The 16,849-nt window shown below is 74.9% G+C and carries 9 protein-coding genes and 2 pseudogenes; 3 read left to right on the top strand and 8 right to left on the bottom strand.

Going from position 1 to position 16,849, the window contains the following annotated elements; translation table 11 throughout:
• Positions 1-6: 6 nt before the first annotated feature.
• A complete protein-coding gene (locus AC0OO9_RS19285; RefSeq protein ID WP_484511403.1) occupies positions 7-1,170 on the bottom strand; it encodes an acyl-CoA dehydrogenase family protein in 1,164 nt (387 codons plus the stop codon).
• 250 nt (positions 1,171-1,420) lie between these two features.
• On the opposite strand from AC0OO9_RS19285, the gene AC0OO9_RS19280 reads away from it, so the two are divergent.
• On the top strand, positions 1,421-2,848 hold the full coding sequence (locus tag AC0OO9_RS19280) for a UDP-glucose dehydrogenase family protein (RefSeq protein ID WP_416611196.1): 1,428 nt from the start codon (positions 1,421-1,423) through the stop codon (positions 2,846-2,848).
• 161 nt (positions 2,849-3,009) lie between these two features.
• On the top strand, positions 3,010-7,926 hold the full coding sequence (locus AC0OO9_RS19275; RefSeq protein ID WP_484511402.1) for an SCO7613 C-terminal domain-containing membrane protein: 4,917 nt from the start codon (positions 3,010-3,012) through the stop codon (positions 7,924-7,926).
• Positions 7,927-8,287: 361 nt separating this feature from the next.
• Here AC0OO9_RS19275 and purE read toward each other — a convergent pair whose 3' ends face one another.
• Positions 8,288-8,779, bottom strand: a complete 492-nt coding sequence (gene purE, locus AC0OO9_RS19270; protein ID WP_484511401.1) for a 5-(carboxyamino)imidazole ribonucleotide mutase — start codon at positions 8,777-8,779, stop codon at positions 8,288-8,290.
• 40 nt (positions 8,780-8,819) lie between these two features.
• A complete protein-coding gene (locus AC0OO9_RS19265) occupies positions 8,820-10,001 on the bottom strand; it encodes a 5-(carboxyamino)imidazole ribonucleotide synthase (RefSeq protein WP_484511400.1) in 1,182 nt (393 codons plus the stop codon).
• An 88-nt stretch (positions 10,002-10,089) separates the two neighbouring features.
• Between AC0OO9_RS19265 and AC0OO9_RS19260 the strand changes: the two genes are divergently transcribed.
• Positions 10,090-10,740: a pyridoxine/pyridoxamine 5'-phosphate oxidase gene (locus tag AC0OO9_RS19260; protein ID WP_484511399.1), complete on the top strand. Its 651-nt coding sequence runs from the start codon at positions 10,090-10,092 to the stop codon at positions 10,738-10,740.
• Between the two features lie 82 nt (positions 10,741-10,822).
• Here AC0OO9_RS19260 and AC0OO9_RS19255 read toward each other — a convergent pair.
• From AC0OO9_RS19255 to mca, 5 genes and pseudogenes are all read right to left on the bottom strand, one after another.
• Positions 10,823-11,527 (bottom strand): annotated as a pseudogene (locus AC0OO9_RS19255) (hypothetical protein); the annotation flags it as partial.
• Between the two features lie 59 nt (positions 11,528-11,586).
• Positions 11,587-12,817, bottom strand: a pseudogene (locus tag AC0OO9_RS19250) (thioredoxin domain-containing protein); the annotation flags it as partial.
• An 82-nt stretch (positions 12,818-12,899) separates the two neighbouring features.
• Entirely contained in the window at positions 12,900-15,368 is a 2,469-nt protein-coding gene (locus AC0OO9_RS19245) for a putative bifunctional diguanylate cyclase/phosphodiesterase (RefSeq protein WP_484517987.1), read from the bottom strand.
• Positions 15,369-15,610: 242 nt separating this feature from the next.
• Positions 15,611-15,904, bottom strand: a complete 294-nt coding sequence (locus AC0OO9_RS19240) for a hypothetical protein (protein ID WP_421457313.1) — start codon at positions 15,902-15,904, stop codon at positions 15,611-15,613.
• Positions 15,905-15,952: 48 nt separating this feature from the next.
• A complete protein-coding gene (gene mca / locus AC0OO9_RS19235; RefSeq protein ID WP_121396513.1) occupies positions 15,953-16,834 on the bottom strand; it encodes a mycothiol conjugate amidase Mca in 882 nt (293 codons plus the stop codon).
• Positions 16,835-16,849: the final 15 nt, after the last annotated feature.

Raw genomic sequence — 16,849 nt, 5'->3', positions numbered from 1 at the left:
ACCGGCTCAGCCCTTCAGGAGCTGGCGGGCCATCACGATGCGCTGCACCTGGTTGGTGCCCTCGTAGATCTGCGTGATCTTGGCGTCCCGCATCATCCGCTCGACCGGGTAGTCCCGGGTGTAGCCGTAGCCCCCGAGCAGCTGCACGGCGTCGGTGGTGATCTCCATGGCCGCGTCCGAGGCGAAGCACTTGGCCGCCGCGCCGAAGTAGGTCAGGTCGGCGTCGCCCCGCTCGGACTTGCCGGCCGCGGCGTACGTCAACTGCCGGGCCGCCTCCAGCTTCATGCCCATGTCGGCGAGCATGAACTGGACGCCCTGGAACTCGACGACCGCCTTGCCGAACTGCTTGCGCTCCTGGACGTACCCCTTGGCGTAGTCGAGCGCGCCCTGGGCGATGCCGATGGCCTGCGCGGCGATGGTGACCCGGGTGTGGTCCAGGGTCTTCATCGCGGTGCCGAAGCCGGTGCCCTCGGCGCCGATCATGCGGTCCGCGGGGATCCGGACGTTGTCCAGGTAGACCTCGCGGGTCGGCGAGCCCTTGACGCCGAGCTTCTTCTCCGGGGCGCCGAAGCTGACCCCGGCGTCGGACTTCTCGACCACGAAGGCGGAGATGCCCCGGGACCGGGCCGACGGGTCGGTGACCGCGAAGACGGTGTAGAACTCCGACACCCCGGCGTTGGTGATCCAGCGCTTCACGCCGTTGAGCACCCAGTGATCGCCGTCACGCACCGCGCGGGTGGTCATCGACGCCGCGTCGCTGCCGGCCTCCGGCTCGGAGAGGCAGTACGAGAACATCGCCTCGCCCGCCGCCACCGGGGTCAGGTAGCGCCGCTTGAGCTCCTCGGAACCGGCCAGCAGCAGCGGCATCGTGCCGAGCTTGTTGACCGCCGGGATCAGCGAGGACGAGGCGCAGGCCCGCGCCACCTCCTCGATCACGATGGCCGTGGCCAGGGCGTCCGCGCCCGCGCCGCCGTATTCGACGGGGACGTGCGGTGCGTGGAAGTCGGCGGCCCGCAGCGCGTCGTAGGACGCCTTCGGGAACTCGCCGGTCTCGTCCGCCTCGGCGGCGTGCGGCGCCACCTTGGCCGCACAGACCTCACGGACCGCCTCCCGGATCGCCTCGTGTTCCTCGGGCAACCGGTAGACGTCGAACGACTGCTCTGCGGCCATGTCGGCCCCTCCCCTTCACCGCTATCATGCGCAGTCTGTAGCGTCTCCTGACCGCCGACGGCGCAGACTGAAGGATAGCGACCCGGTTCGGGGTCATGTTACCGCCGCGTAGCCTTGGACGTGGCGGAGCGCCGACGCCGCCCGGCGACGAAGGAACAGGCAGACGTTAGAGTCCCTCCGGTGCCCGCCCAGGCGCCGCAGCAGAACGCGACGCGACGACGCGACGCCAGCGCGAGCGGAGAAGACAGGCGTGACGATCCCGTACCCCAACACCCAGCCGATGCCCGCCATCGCCGCGGTGACGCCCCCCTCCGGCGCGCAGCGACCGCGGGTGACCTTCCTGGGCACCGGCTATCTCGGCGCGACCTACGCCATCTGCTACGCGGAACTCGGCTACGAGGTCCTCGGCTTCGACGTCGACGCAGACAAGATCGCCATGCTCAACGCCGGCGAGGTGCCGATCCACGAGCCCGGCCTCGACGAGCTGCTCAAGCGCAACCTGGCGGCCGGGCGGCTGCGGTTCAGCACGGACATCGCCGAGGTCGCCGAATTCGGTGACGTGCACTTCATCTGCGTCGGCACCCCGCAGCGCGCCGACGGGATGGGCGCCGACCTGTCGTACGTCGAGGCGTCGGTCACCAGCCTGGCCCAGCACCTGACCCGCAAGGCGCTGATCGTCGGCAAGTCGACAGTGCCGGTCGGCACCGCCGAGTGGGTGGAGCAGCTGGTCAGCAAGCACACCCCCGCCGACCTGGGCGTCGAGGTGGCGTGGAGCCCGGAGTTCCTCCAGGAGGGCTTCGCCGTCGACGACGTGCTGCGGCCCAACCGGATCGTCGTCGGCGTCAAGAGCGAGTGGGCCAACGGCATGCTCTACGCCGCCCACAAGGGCGTCTTCGACCTGGCCGCCACCGAGGACCGCGAGGTGCCCCTGGTGGTCACCGACTTCGCCACCGCCGAGCTGGTCAAGGTCGCCGCGAACGCCTTCCTCGCCACCAAGATCTCCTTCATCAACGCGATGGCCGAGGTCTGCGAGGCCTCCGGCGGCGACGTCACCCACCTCGCCCGGGCCATCGGCTTCGACCCGCGCATCGGCAACCGGTTCCTCCAGGCCGGGCTCGGCTTCGGTGGCGCCTGCCTGCCCAAGGACATCCGCGCGTTCCAGGCCCGCGCCCAGGAGCTGGGCGCCGGGGAGGCGCTGCGCTTCCTGCACGAGGTCGACCTGATCAACCTGCGCCGCCGGACCCGGGTGGTCCAGCTCGCCGCCGAGCTGCTCGGCCGCCGCTCCGGGCCCGCCGGACCGGATCTCTCCGGCACGCGCGTGGCCGTGCTCGGCGCGACCTTCAAGCCCAACACCGACGACGTACGCGACGCGCCGGCGCTCTCCGTCGCCTCGCTGCTGCGCAAGGCGGGCGCCGACGTGCACGTCTACGACCCGCAGGGCATGGAGCGGGCGCGCGCCGTGGCACCCGAGCTGGTCTACGAGCCCGGCATCAACGAGGCCGTGACCGGGGCGGACCTGGTCTGCGTACTCACCGAGTGGGCCGACTTCCGCAACGCCGACCCGGTGGCCCTCGGCGAGCTGGCCGCCGGACGCAAGGTGGTCGACGGCCGCAACTGCCTGGACTCGGCACTGTGGACGCAGGCCGGCTGGGAGTACCGCGGCATGGGCCGCCCCTGACGATCGACGGCTGACGGCCGGTCGCGGAGCACACTCCGCGACCGGCCGTTCGCTGTCCGCATGGACGATCTTTGCCCCGGACCCGCCGACAACTGTCGAATTCCGCGCCCACATTGGGCATGCTGCCAAGGTGGGAGTCCACAGTGCGGGTGGAGGGTGTCGTGGCGAGTTTTCAGTGCTCCTCGTGCGGGCGGGAGATCAAGCCGGCCGCCAGCTGCCCGCACTGCGGCGCGCACCAGCCACAGTGGGTCGAGCACCTGGCGGAGATCGAACGGTCCATCGCGGAGATGAAGGCCCGCGAGGCCGCCATCGCCAGCGAGCAGCGGCAGATCGCCGCCAAGATGCAGGCCGCGCTCTTCCAGCGGGACATCCTCGCCCACGCCGGTGAGGAACGTCTCAAGCAGGCCACCCGCCCCCGTCGGGTGTTGCGCCGCAGGCCGGGCCGCCGGCCGCCCACGGCCGCCACCGGCGCCCCGCCCCGGGTCCCCCGGCAGGGCACCCCGGCCGGCAACGAGGACCCGCCGCCGCCCCCGCCGTCGACCGCCACCTGGCTCGACGCCGACGACCCGGAGCACCCCCCGGAGGCGTCCTCCCGCGAGGTGCAGAACATCCCCCTCGGGCTCGGCGCGCTGCTGCTGGGGGTCGCCGCCGTGGTCTTCGCCGCGGTGGCCACCAGCTCGATGGACGCGCTGGCCCGGCTGGGCATCCTGCTGCTCGCGACGGTGCTGATGCTGCTCGCCCCGCCGGTGCTGGCCCGGCGCGGGCTGACCTCGACCGCCGAGACCATCTCCGCGGTCGGCCTGCTCCTGGTGCCGCTCGCCGGCTACGCGCTGTGGGCGGTGGACCGGATCGGCAACGGCGGCGCGTCGGGCGCGATCTTCGCCGGCGTCATCTTCGCCGTCACCGCCGGCGTCTCCTTCGGCTACGCGGGCTGGACGGGGCTGCGCGCGCCCCGGTTCGCCACGGTGCTGGCCGCGCAGCCGGTGCTGCCGCTGCTGGCGTCCGACCGGATCACCGGCCCGGCCGGCTGGGCGCTCGTGCTGACCGCGGTGGCCCTGCTCGACCTCTGGCTGGCCCGGTCCGCGGTCACCGTGGAGCGGCCGGTCCGCCGGGACCTGCCCGGGCCCTCGGCAACACCCGCCGGGTCTCCGGCCGCGCCCCGGCAGCGCCGCGCCGACAGCCGGCCGGAGGGGGTGCCCGAGGAGGCCGGCGAGGTCGTCGACGGCGGGCTGCCGGCGCAGGAGCGGGTGCCGGCCGCCCGCCCGGTGCCGTGGCTGCGCGAGCTGACCTGGGTGCTGCACGGGGTGGCGGTCGCCCTCGCCCTCGCGTACGCCGTCTCCGCCCTGCTCCGCGCGAGCACCGTGCCGGCCGCCACCGGGGCCGGCGTGGTGCTGCTGCTGGCCGCCGCGGTGGGGCTGGCCGGGACGCTGGTGCTGCGCCGGCCGCCGCTGCCCGACCTCGGCGCCGGGATCTTCACCCTCGCCGTGATCGGCGCGCTGAGCCGGATCGCCTCCGTGGCGTTCCCCGGGCGGGCGCTGCTGCTGATCGCGGCGGTCATCACGCTGACCGGGCTGGCCGTGCGGGCGGTGCCGGAGGCGGCCCGCCGCGGGCCGCAGCTCGCCTCGGCGGTGGCGCTGACGGTCAGCGGGGTGGTGGTCGCCGGAGGTGCCCTGCGCGCCGGGGTCGCCCCCGTCCGGGCCGCGCTGCCGGCCTGGGCGGCCGACCTGGACCGCTACCCGGCCGAGCTGTCGGCGGCCGTGGGACCGGCGGCCTGGCAGCTCGCCGCGAGCGCCTTCCTGCTGACCGTCGCCGCGGTGCTGGCCCTGCCGCCCGAGATCCGCCGGGAGTTCGCCGTGGTCGGCGCGGCGCTGACCGCGCTCGCCGTACCGGCGTCGTTCGGTCTCGGCTGGGCGGTGGCGCCCTGGCCGATGGTGCTGACGGCGGTCGGAATCGGGGTGGTCGGGCTCTCCGCCCGCACCGAACGCGCGGCGCTGGCGCACGCGGCGACCGCCGCCGGCGTCGGCCTGTTCGGCGCGGGCGCGGGACTGGCCCGGCCGGCGCTGACCACCGCGGTCCTGCTCACCCTGTTCGCCGCCGGGGTCCTGGTCGCCGTGGCGCCCCGGATGCGGCTCGCCCCGGCGGCGGCCGACACCGTCTCCGCCTGGGCCGCCGGGGGCGCGGCGTTCGCGCTGCCGGGCGCGGTGGCCGCCTTCGTCGCCGCGACCGTGCCGGTCGATCCGACGCCCACCCCGGCGAGCCTGCGCGAGGTCACCGTCCCGGTGCTCGCGGCCAGCTTCCTGGCGGTCTGCGTCACCCTCGGACACGCCGCCATCGTGCAGGTCTCCCAGCGTCGCATCCCGACGCCGCTGGCGGTGGGTACCGCCCTCGGCGCGGTCACCGTCACCGCCGCCGCGTTCGGGGCCCCGGGCGCCACCGCCGCCGACGCCTGGGTCGGCGGCCTGCTGCTCGTCGCCGCCGCGATGGTGGTGTTCGCCGGTCCCATCGACGCCGGCCGGCGCTCCGACCTCACCCTGGACGGCTCCGACCTGGCCGCCGCGGCGGTGACCGCCGCCCTGATCGCCACCCTGGCCCGGATCGCGGCCGTGCTCGCTCCCGGCGGGCAGCTCGCCGTCGCCGCCGCGCTGGTGCTGGTGGTGGCCGTGGCCGCCCGGGCCATGCCGGAGGAGTGGCGACGGGGGCCGATCGTCGGCCTCGCCGTCGGCGGCGTGCTGATCGGGCTGCTGGCCGGCTGGAGCGCCCTGCGGGGCGGTCTGGGGGTGCTCGCCACGCCGGGCCCGATCTGGGCCGGTGACCTGACCGGTTGGCCGGCCGGGCCGACCGGTGGGTCGACGTGGCAGGCCCCGGTCGCGCTGGCCCTGCTCGGCGTCGCCGCCGCCGTCCTGCTGCCGCCACCGTGGAAGTACGACGTGTCGGGCGCGGCGGCCGTGCTCGCCACGATCGGCGCGCCGGCCGCGTTCGACCTGCCGTGGTGGTCGCCCGTCCTGGTCGGCGGCATGGTCGCCACCGTCTTCGGGGCCGCCGCCGTGGCCGCGGTCGACCCCCGCGCCGGCCTGTCCCGGGCGGTCGTGGCCGGTGTCGTCGCCCTGCACGCCGCCGGGGCGGGACTGGTCCGGCCGTGGACCACCGCGCTGGCGCTGGGCAGCATCGCGCTGATCGGCATCGTGGTGGCGGCGCTGGCCCGGTCGCTGGCCGTGCCACTGGTGGAGGACATCGAGACCGAGGGGATGCCGCCGCACCTCGCCCAGATCGGGGGCGCCGCGGCCGGTGCCGCGCTGCTCGCGTTCCCGGGCGCCGTCGCGGCGCTGGCGGCCGAGTTCGGGCGCGCGCCGGAGGTGGTGCTCACCGCCGCGTTGGCCGCGTCGAGCCTGGGTCTGGCGGCGGTGGCCGCCGTCCGGCGACGGATCCCGCAATACCTGCCCTGGGCGAGCGCGGCGGTGGTCGGCGGCGCCACGGTGAGCGCCCTGGCCGCCGTCCCCGCCGGCATGCCCGTCGGCGTCTACGCCGCCGCGGCGGCCCTGCTCGGGGTGCTCGCCGAGCTGGTGCGGGGCGCGACGGAACCGCCGGTCGGCGCGGCCCAGCCGGTCCGGCGCTGGTCGGTGCTGCTGGACGGCGCGCTGCGGCGACTGCCGGACGACGGCACGCGGCGCCGCTGGCGGGTCAGCCCCGCCGCCGGTGCGCTCGCCGCCGCCGCGCTGCCCACCGCCCTGGCGCTGGTGTCGATCGCGCCGTCCCTGGTCGTCGCCCTGGTCGACCCGCACCGCAGTCTGGGCCGGGTGTGGCAGGGGCCGCCGCCGGAGCTGCTCACCCCGCCACCCGACGCGGTCGACGCGACCCACGTGCTGACCGCGCTGCTGCTCACCGCGACAGCCGCGCTGGCCGCCACCGGCTTCAGCGGCGGGCGACGCTCCCGGGCCGTGCCGGTGGTGCTGCCCGGCGCCGCCGTCACCCTGCTGATCACCCCGGTCTCGCTCGGCAACGGCTGGCCGGCGAGCACCCTGGCGGCGCTGTCGGTGTTCACCATCTCGATGCTGGGCCTGGCGCTCACCCCGCCCCCGCCGCTGGCCGAGCGGGCCCGCTCGCTGCGGCTGGCCCGGGTGCTCGTCTTCGCCATCGGCCTGGCCGCGGGGAGCGCGGGCCTGGTCGGCGGCCTGGCGACGCGGGAGCTGACCCTGTTCACCCTGGGCGGCGCGGTCGGCGTCGGCGCGGTGGCCGCCATCTTCGGCACCACCCAGCGGGCGCGCATCCTCGGCTGGCTGTTCGCCTCGCTGACGGCGCAGCTCTTCGTGCTCACCGCCGGCCTGGTGGCCGGCCTCGCGGCCGTCTGGTCCGCGTTCGGCGTACTGGCGGTCGGCGCGGCCCTCCAGGTGTTCGCCGCGACCCTGCCCCGGCTGCGTCGCCCCGAGGCCCAGCGGGAGGCGGCCACCGTCGAGTGGAGCGGGTACGCCGCCGCCCTGATCGCCCTGGCGTTGGCGTTCGACTCGCCCCGGCACATCGCGGCGCTGCTGGCCGCCTGGGGTGCGGTGCTGGGCGTGGCGGCGACCCGACCGGGCCGCCGGCCGGTGGAGCGGCGCATCCTGTTCTGGGCGGTGGTGGTCTGCGAGATCGCCGCCTGGTGGATCCTGATGCGGGTGGCCGACGTGGCGCTGCCGGAGGCCTACACGCTGCCCTTCGCGGCGCTCGCCCTGCTCGTCGGCGTGCTGGAGTTGCGGCACCGGCCCGACCTGAGCAGTTGGGTCGCGTACGGGCCCGCGCTGGTCGCCGCGTTCGTGCCGACCCTGGCGATCGTGCTGGCCACCGACTCCGGCACGCTGCGCCAGGTGCTGCTGCTGCTCGGCGCCGTGGCCGTCCTCGTCTTCGGGTCGATGAGCCAGCAGCAGGCGCCGGTGATCGTGGGCGCCGCCGTGACGGCGATCGCGGCGGTGCACGCCCTGTTCAGCCTGGGCCCGTGGCTGGCCCTGATCCCCGTCGGCATCCTGCTGCTGGCGCTCGGCGCGAGCAACGAGCGCCGGCGCCGGGCCCAGGAACGCCTCCAGACGGCCCTGCGCGGCATGCGATGAGGTCGGCGGGGCCCGTCCCCCGGCGATCAGTTGCCACTGCTGGTTGGCCTCGTCGACAGGCCGGCCGTTGGATCACCGGCCCGGAGAACACGTAGCGTGACTCCTCGGCTCGGCCGGGCGCATGCCCCGTCTCCCCTTTGCTCTGCACCCATCGATGCAACAGTCACCGGGCGTGACAAATGCTTGAGGCGTCAGCCACCGCGGCTTGCGAAAGCCCCAGCTCAGGACTCTGGTGCGCGGAGGCATGCAGAGCAAAGGGGCGAAGGAGGGGTGGGCGCCCCGAGCCGCCACCGTAACCCTGCGCAATCCCGCCACCCGTCACCGACAGCGACGAGTCCCAGGGTCGGTCCGGCGGGGAACGTCAGGTGAGGGAGGCGCGCAGGGCCGCGTCCTTCTCGGCGACCAACTGCTCCAGGTCGGCCTGGTAGGCCGACATGCGGTCGAGCAGGGCGCGGTCGGCGGCGGCCAGGATGCGCACGGCGAGCAGCCCGGCGTTGCGGGCGTTGCCGATCGACACGGTGGCCACCGGCACCCCGGCCGGCATCTGCACGATGGAGAGCAGCGAGTCCATCCCGTCGAGGTGCTTCAACGGCACCGGGACGCCGATCACGGGCAGCGGGGTGACCGAGGCGACCATCCCGGGCAGGGCGGCGGCGCCACCCGCCCCGGCGATGATGACCTTCAGGCCTCGGTCGGCTGCGGCACGCCCGTAGTCGATCATCTTGATCGGCGTACGGTGCGCCGAGACGACCTCGACCTCGTACGGCACCTCGAACCCGTCCAGCACCTCGGCGGCGGCCCTCATCGTCGGCCAGTCCGAGTCACTGCCCATGATCAGTCCAACGGTGCTCACGCGTGCCTGCCTCTCACTCGCGACTGCGGGGCCCGCAAGCTCACGCTCGCCCCTCCCGCAACCAGCGGGCGGCTCGCGCGGCCCGCGTCCGTACGTCGTCCAGGTCGTCCCCGAGCACCGTGACGTGCCCGATCTTGCGGCCGGGTCGCACCTGCTTGCCGTAGAGGTGCACCTTGGCGCCCGGCTCGGCCGCGAAGAGGTGGTGCAGCCGCTCGTCGATCGACATGCCGCCCGGCTCGCCACCGAGCACGTTCGCCATCACCACCACGGGAGCGGCCAGCGAGGTGTCGCCCATCGGGTAGTCGAGCACCGCCCGCAGGTGCTGCTCGAACTGCGACGTGCGTGCGCCCTCGATGGTCCAGTGCCCCGAGTTGTGCGGCCGCATCGCCAGCTCGTTCACGACGATCCGGCTGCCGCCCGGCGCGGCCCGGTCGGCGACCTCGAACAGCTCCACGGCGAGCAGGCCGACCACACCGAGCGCGGTGGCCAGGTCGATGGCGAGCTGCTGGGCGGCGACCGCCAGCTCCTCCGGCAGGCCCGGTGCGGGGGCGAGCACCTCGACGCAGATGCCGTCGCGCTGCACCGTCTCGACCACCGGGTACGCGGCGACCTGCCCGAACGGCGAGCGCGCCACCTGCACGGCCAGCTCCCGGCGCAGCGGCACCCGCTCCTCGACGATCAGCCGGGTGCCACCGGCCAGCAGGGTCGTGGCCAGCTCCCCGGCCTGCGCCGCGTCGTCGACCAGCCACACGCCCCGGCCGTCGTACCCGCCGCGGGCCGCCTTGAGCACCACCGGCCAGCCGATCTCGTCGCCGAACGCCACCAGGTCGGCGGGCTCGGCGACTCCTCGCCACGCCGGGTTCGGCGCGCCCAGCTCGCCGAGCCGCTCCCGCATGACCCGCTTGTCCTGGGCGTGCAGCAGCGCGTCGGCCGGCGGGAAGAGCTTCACGCCCTCGGCGGCCAGCGTGCGGATGTGCTCGGTGGGGACGTGCTCGTGGTCGAAGGTGACCACGTCGCAGGCCTTGGCGAAGGTGCGCAGCGCGGCGAGGTCGGTGTGGTCGCCGTACTGGACGTCGGCGGCGACCAGCGCGGCGCCGTCGTCGGGGGCCAGCGCGAGCACGCGCAGCGACTGGCCGAGGGCGATCGCGGACTGGTGGGTCATCCGGGCCAACTGGCCGCCGCCCACCATGCCGACAACGGGCAGACCGGTACGGGAATCCATAGCGGCGCCAGCCTATCGGGACGCCCCGCCACCTGCGCCGCCGGATGGCGCATCGAACACCCACCGCCGCTGCTGAAAGGATCATGGCATGACGATTCGCAGTCTGCTCCGTGGCCTGCCGGTGCTCGCGCACGAGATGCCGTCGTTCGATCCTGCCGCCGCCCCGGCCGAGCCGCTGGCCCTCTTCGTCGAGTGGATGGCCGGTGCGATCGACACGGGCGTCGACGAACCGCACGCGATGACCGTTTCCACCGTCGACGCCGACGGCATGCCGGACGCCCGGGTGCTGATCCTGAAGGACCTCGACGAGGCCGGCTGGCACTTCGCCACCAGTTCGGCCAGCGCCAAGGGCCGCCAGCTCGCCGAGAACCCCCGGACCGCGCTCAGCTTCCACTGGCGAGAGCAGGGCCGCCAGGTCCGGGTGCGGGGAATCGCCGCTCCGGCGGACCCCGACGTCTCCCGGGCCGACTTCCTGGCACGGCCCGAGGGGTCACGGATGGCCGGACTGGCCGGCCGGCAGAGCGACGTGCTCACCGACCGCGCCGAGTTGGACCGCGAGCTGGCCCGGATCCGGGAGCGGCTGGCCACCGACCCCGACCTGGTCGCCAGGACGCACACCGTCTACGCGGTCGCGCCGCACAGCGTCGAGTTCTGGCAGGCGGACGCGCAGCGCCGGCACGTCCGGCTGCGCTACCGCCGCACCGGCGCAGGCTGGGAACGTGAGCAACTCTGGCCGTGAGCACCGGCACGGCCCGGAGGCACCCCCGCACCCGGGCGGCAGCCTGAGCGACGGCCGGAAGCCTCAGGGCCGGGTGAGAGCGTCAGCGCCGGCCGAGCTGGGCGACCAGGTCGTCCACCGTCGTCACCGGCCGTTCACAGACGAAACCCCGGCAGACGTACGCGGTGGACCGCCCGTCGACAAGCGGCCGGTCGGCGAGCAGCGGCATTCCGGCCTGGCCCGGGCGGCCCGCCACGATCACCGCGCCGGGCGGGGCGTGCCGGTGTGCCGCCGCGACCAGCGGGTCCCCGGTCGGCTCGTCGGTGACGACCGCGATCTCGTACGGCCCCGAGAGCAGCGCCTCGCCGACGGTGGCCGCGTAGCCGGTGAACCGGGCGTGCCGGCCGACGATCGGCGCCACGGTCGACAGGGCGGCCTCGGCGGCCTCCCGGTAGCGGGTCTCCCCGGTCAACGCCGCGTACGCGACCAGCGCCGCGACGATCGCCGAGCGCCCGGACGGGGTGGCGTTGTCGGTGGGGTCCGCGGGTCGGCTGACCAGCCGTTCGGCGTCGTCGGCGGTGTCGTAGAAGGCGCCGCCCGGCGCGGCGAACCGCTCCAGCGCGACGTCGAGCAGTCCACCGGCCAGGGTCAGCCAGCGGCCCTCCCCGGTGAGCTGGTGCAGGGCGCAGAACGCCTCGGCCACGCAGCCGTGGTCCTCCAGCACGCCGGCCGGCTCGCCGACGACCCCGCCGCGCGAGACGCGGCGCAGCCGCCCGGCCACGAGGTGGCGGTCGGCCAGCACCTCGCCGATCCGGACCGCCGCGGCGGCGGTGACGGGATCCCCGGTGAGCGCGGCGTGCTCGACCAGCGCGGTGACCGCGAGCCCGTTCCAGGCGGCGACCACCTTGTCGTCGCGGGCCGGTTGGGGCCGGGCGTCGCGGACCTCTCGCAGCCGGGCCCGGATCCGCTCCCACCGCGCGGCCACCTCGGGCGCGACGTCGTCGACGTCCCGGGCCAGCCGCAGCACGCTCGTGCCGTGCTCGAACGTGCCCTCGTCGGTGACCGCGAACAGGTCGGCGGCGAAGCGGCCGTCCTCCTCCCCCAGCACCTCCACGAGCTGGGCCGGCGTCCAGGAGTAGGTGAGCCCCTCGACGCCCTCGATGTCGGCGTCCAGGGCGGAGGCCAGGCCGCCCTCGGGGGTGCCCAGGTCGTCGATCATGAACGCGGCGGTCTCGGCGGCGACCCGGGCGGCGAGGGGATCGCCGGTCAGCCGCCAGAGCTGGGTGTACGCCCGCAGCAGCAGCGCGTTGTCGTAGAGCATCTTCTCGAAGTGCGGCACCGTCCAGTGCCCGTCGACCGAGTAGCGGGCGAAGCCGCCGGCGAGCTGGTCGTAGATGCCGCCCCGGGCCATCGCCTCGCAGGTGTGCCGGGCGATCTCCAGGCTGCGCGGCGAGCCGGTGCGCTGGTGGTGCCGCAGCAGGAAGAGCAGGTTCATGTGCGGTGGGAACTTCGGCGCGCCGCCGAAACCGCCGTTCACCTCGTCGTACTCCTTGGCGAGCTGGTCGGCCGCGGCGTCGAGCAGCGCGGCGTCCAGCGGCGCGGTGGGCCCACCCACGGCCTGCGCGCCGCCGATCGCCTCGACCACGGCGGCGCCCTGCTGGACGACGGCGTCGCGCTGGTCCCGCCAGGCCGCGGCGACCGACTGGAGCAGCCGGACGAAGTTCGCCCGGGGGAAGTAGGTGCCGCAGAAGAACGGGGTGCCGTCGGGCGTGGCGAAGACGGTCATCGGCCACCCGCCCTGCCCGGTCATCGCCTGGGTGGCGGTCATGTAGACGGCGTCGACGTCGGGGCGTTCCTCGCGGTCCACCTTGACGCAGACGAAGTCGTCGTTCATGAGGGCGCCGACCTGCTCGTTCTCGAACGACTCGTGGGCCATCACGTGGCACCAGTGGCAGGCGGCGTAGCCGACCGAGATGAGCACCGGCACGTCCCGGCGCTTCGCCTCGGCGAACGCCTCGTCGCACCACGGCCACCAGTCGACCGGGTTGTCGGCGTGCTGGAGCAGGTACGGGCTCGTGGCGTCAGCGAGTCGGTTCACCCGACGACCATAACCACCCGGCGACGCGCCCGCCCGCGCTCCGACGTGGACCGGCCCTGCCCGGCCGTGCGGCGGGCTGGGGTCAGGAGGCGCCGTCGGCGCGCAGCGGGAAGACGTTGGGGCGGGCCTCGTCGAGCAGGGTGCCGAGGACCGCGCCGATCTTGTCGGCGGGCATCGGCTTGAAGAAGTGGTAGCCCTGGGCGGCCGTGCAGCCCAGCTCGGCCAGCGCGAGGCGCTGCTCGGCGGTCTCCACGCCCTCGGCGACCACCCGCAGCCCCAGCTCGTGGGCGAGGCCGACGGTGGTCCGTACGATCGCCGCCGCCTCCGGGGAGTCGGCCATCCGGATCACGAAGGAGCGGTCCACCTTCAGCTCGTCCACCGCGATCCGGGTGAGGAACGTCAGCGAGGAGAAGCCCGTGCCGAAGTCGTCGACGGCGAGCTGCACGCCCATCGACCGCAGGGTGGCGAGCACCTCGTCGATGACCTCCAGCTCGCTCATCACCACCGTCTCGGTGATCTCCAGGACCAAGTGGTCCGGCGGCACCTGGTGCCGGCGCAGGGCGTCGGCGATCTCGGTGGGCAGGCGGGGGTCGAGCAGGCTGCGCGCCGACAGGTTGACCGAGATCGGCACGTCGAGCCCGTCGCGGGCCCAGCCGGCGGCGACGGCGAGCGCCTTGTCCAGCACGTAGCGGGTGAAGGTGCCGAGCTGCTCGCTGTTTTCCACCGGGCGGATGAAGTCGTGCGGCCCGAGCCAGCCCCGGCGCGGGTGCCGCCAGCGGATCAGCGCCTCCACCCCCGTCGGGGCGCCGGTGGTCAGGTCGACCGCCGGCTGCAACGCCAGCACGAGCTGGTCGTCGGTCTTCAGCGCCTCGCGCAGCTCGGCCAGCAGGGCCAGCTGGTCGGTGCTGGCGGCGTCCCGGGCGGAGTCGTACGCGGCGACGCTGCCGCCGCCCTCCTTGGCCTGGTACATGGCGATGTCGGCCCGGCGCAGCAGCTCGGTCAGGTCGGCGGTGCCGGCGTCGGCGACCACCACCCCGACGGAGACCTCGACGGACATCCGCACCCCGGCCACCTCGGTCGGCGCGGCGAGCCGCTCAGCGATCTCGCGGGCCTGCCGCAGCGCGTACGCCATCGGGGCGGCCCGGTCGCCGATCACCGGGACCGACGTCAGCAGCAGCGCGAACTCGTCGCCGCCGAGGCGGGCGAGCAGGTCCCCGGGGCGGGCGAGGGCGCCCAGCCGGTTGGCGGTCAACCGCAGCAGCTGGTCGCCGGCCGCGTGCCCGAGGGTGTCGTTGACCTCCTTGAACTGGTCGATGTCGAGCAGCAGCAGCGCCACCGGATGGTCGTGGGCGAGCTGGCGCAGCGCCTGGTCGCCCTTGCTGAGCAGGGCCGACCGGTTCACCAGCCCGGTGAGCTGGTCGTGCACCGCCTCGTACGACGAGCGGGCGGTGACCAGGCGCAGCTCGCGGTGGGTCGCGGCGTCGTGCAGCGCGGCAGCGAGCGCGTCGCCGAACGCGGCCACGGCGTCGCGTTCCCGGGCGTTGGGGGGCGCGCAGCGCGGGAACCGGACCCGCAGCTCGCCCACCTGGGCGGCACCCACGGAGAGGGTACGCACCAGCTCGTGGTCCTCCGGCCCGGTCCGGCCGGGCGGTGCGACCTCCCGGTCGACCAGTTGGCCGCCCGGGTCGCCCCGGTAGCGCCGCCACCGGCCGTCGCCCCGGGCGACGTCGACGTCGACGAGTTCGGCGTTGAACAGGGTCAGCGCGCCGGTCACGGCGGCCGTGGCGACGCCCCGCTCGTCGAGCTGGTTGAGCGCGGCGGTGGCCTCGGCGAAGGCCCGCCAGGTGCGCCGTTCCTGGTCGGCGCGGAGCCGGTGCCGGTAGGTCTGCTGGAGCAGCCAGAGCGGCGGCGGGAGCAGCAGCAGCCAGCGCGCGTCGAGTTCCAGCAGCGCCACCACGACCAGGCCGACGGCCACGTTGCCGACGAACATCAGCAGCTTGCCCCGTAGCGCGGCGAGCAGCGGCGGCCCCACGGGGATGCCGTGCCGCAGCGCCAGGGTGGCGCCGCCGAGCCAGGCGGTGGCGAGGAGGTAGGTGACCGAGCCCGCGAGCACGGCCAGGGCGAGCGCCGGGGTCGGCGTGGCCAGCAGCGGCTCGCCGAGCACGGTGGTGACGGAGACGGCCAGGGCGGTGGCGGCGGTCAGCGACGCCGTGATCCGGACGACCTCCAGCACAGGCCGCCGGTCGCCGAGCAGCGACATGGCCGACCAGGCGAGCGCGGCGCCGAGGAGCGCGGCGGAGGGGAGCCAGCCGGTGGGCGTCAGGTAGAGGCAGATGATCAGCGCGGCCTCGCCCCAGGTGATGCTCACCATCCCGGCGGCGGTGCGGAAGCGCAGCCGGGCCAGCTGGGCGACGGCGAACACGGCGACGGCGAGGCCGAAGCGGGCCGGCCCGCCGAGCGGGTCGTCGGCGGGAAGGTGGGTCGGGGCGGTCCACCCCAGCCCGGCGGCGACCAGCGCGGTCAGCGCGACTGCGGCGGTGAGCAGGAGCAGCCGCGCGGGGGTGCCGCGGGCTCCGACCCGGTCGGTCGACTCGCCGGCCCTGCCGGAGGTCACCGGGCCGCTCCGCCCGCGGGCCGCTCGCCGGTACGACGGGCGGCCGCTGGTGTGGTGGTCATCGGCGCCCCCTCCCGCGCACGGCTCGGGAACTCTTGGTCCCCCCGGCGAGAGGCTAAGGCAAACCCGGTGGCCGCAACAGGGGGCGACGACCGGGTTCGACGTGAATCATGGGCGGACTAGCCGTTGCGACGCTGCTGACGCCCGGTGGGAGCGGCGGAGGATGAATCCTGCGTCAGCGCACCATCTGTCGGATCGACGACTGCCGCGTCCGCCTGGTCGGTGGTCGCCGGCGGGCCCTGCTGGGGGAACCGGTCGGGCAGCCGACGCAGCCGGGAGTTCATGTTGCGGATCAGCAGGACGGTGGCGGTGGCCAGAACGAGGATGAGGAAGAGGCCCATCGGGCCGGCCAGGCCACCCGTGCGGGTGTCCCCGAAGTTGTTCTGGGCGAGCACCTCTGCGGCGGTCAGCATGGCGTTCCTCCGGTGTGCGGTTGGTGACCAGGGTAGCCCCGGCCCGGATCAGCGGGCATGGGCCGTCTCGCGCACCCCGGCGAAGAGGTCCGACTCGGGCAGCGGGCTGTCGACCAGCGAGCGCACCAGCTCGAAGTCCTCCGTCGGCCACGCCCGCCGCTGCATCTCCATCGGCACCTGGAACCAGAAGCCGTCCGGGTCGATCTGGGTGGCGTGGGCGCGCAGCGCGTCGTCGCGGACCGGGAAGTAGTCGGCGCACTCGACCCGGGTCGTGATCCGGGGGCCCTTGTCGGGGCGGTCCTCCCAGCGCTTGATCCACTCCTCGTAGGGCGACGTCAGGCCGGCGGCGAGCAGCGTCTCGTGCAGCGCCATGATCTTGCCCTTGGAGAAGCCGATGTCGTAGTAGAGCTTCAGCGGCTGCCACGGCTCGCCCAGCTCCGGATAGCGCTCCGGGTCGCCGGCGGCCTCGAACGCGGCCACGCTGACCTTGTGGGTCATGATGTGGTCGGGGTGCGGGTAGCCGCCCTCCTCGTCGTACGTCGTGACGACGTGCGGACGGAACTGGCGCATCAGCCGCACCAGCGGGCCGGCCGCCACCTCGACGTCCTGGAGGGCGAAGCAGCCCTCGGGCAGCGGCGGCAGCGGGTCGCCCTCGGGCAGGCCGGAGTCGACGAAGCCGAGCCACGCCTGCTCGACGCCGAGGATCGCCCGCGCGGCGTCCATCTCCGCCCGGCGGACGTCGGCGATGTTGGCCCAGACGTCCGGCCGGTCCATCTTCGGGTTCAGCACGCTGCCGCGCTCGCCGCCGGTGCACGTGACCACCAGGACGTCCACGCCCTCGGCGACGTACTTCGCCATGGTCGCGGCGCCCTTGCTCGACTCGTCGTCGGGGTGTGCGTGGACGGCCATCAGTCGCAGTTGCTCTGCCAACGTCGGCGCTCCTCG

The organism is Micromonospora sp. USAFONa4 (assembly GCF_057197825.1).
The sequence above is the reverse complement of the archived record's forward strand: the minus strand, read 5'-3'. Positions and strand labels throughout refer to the sequence as shown.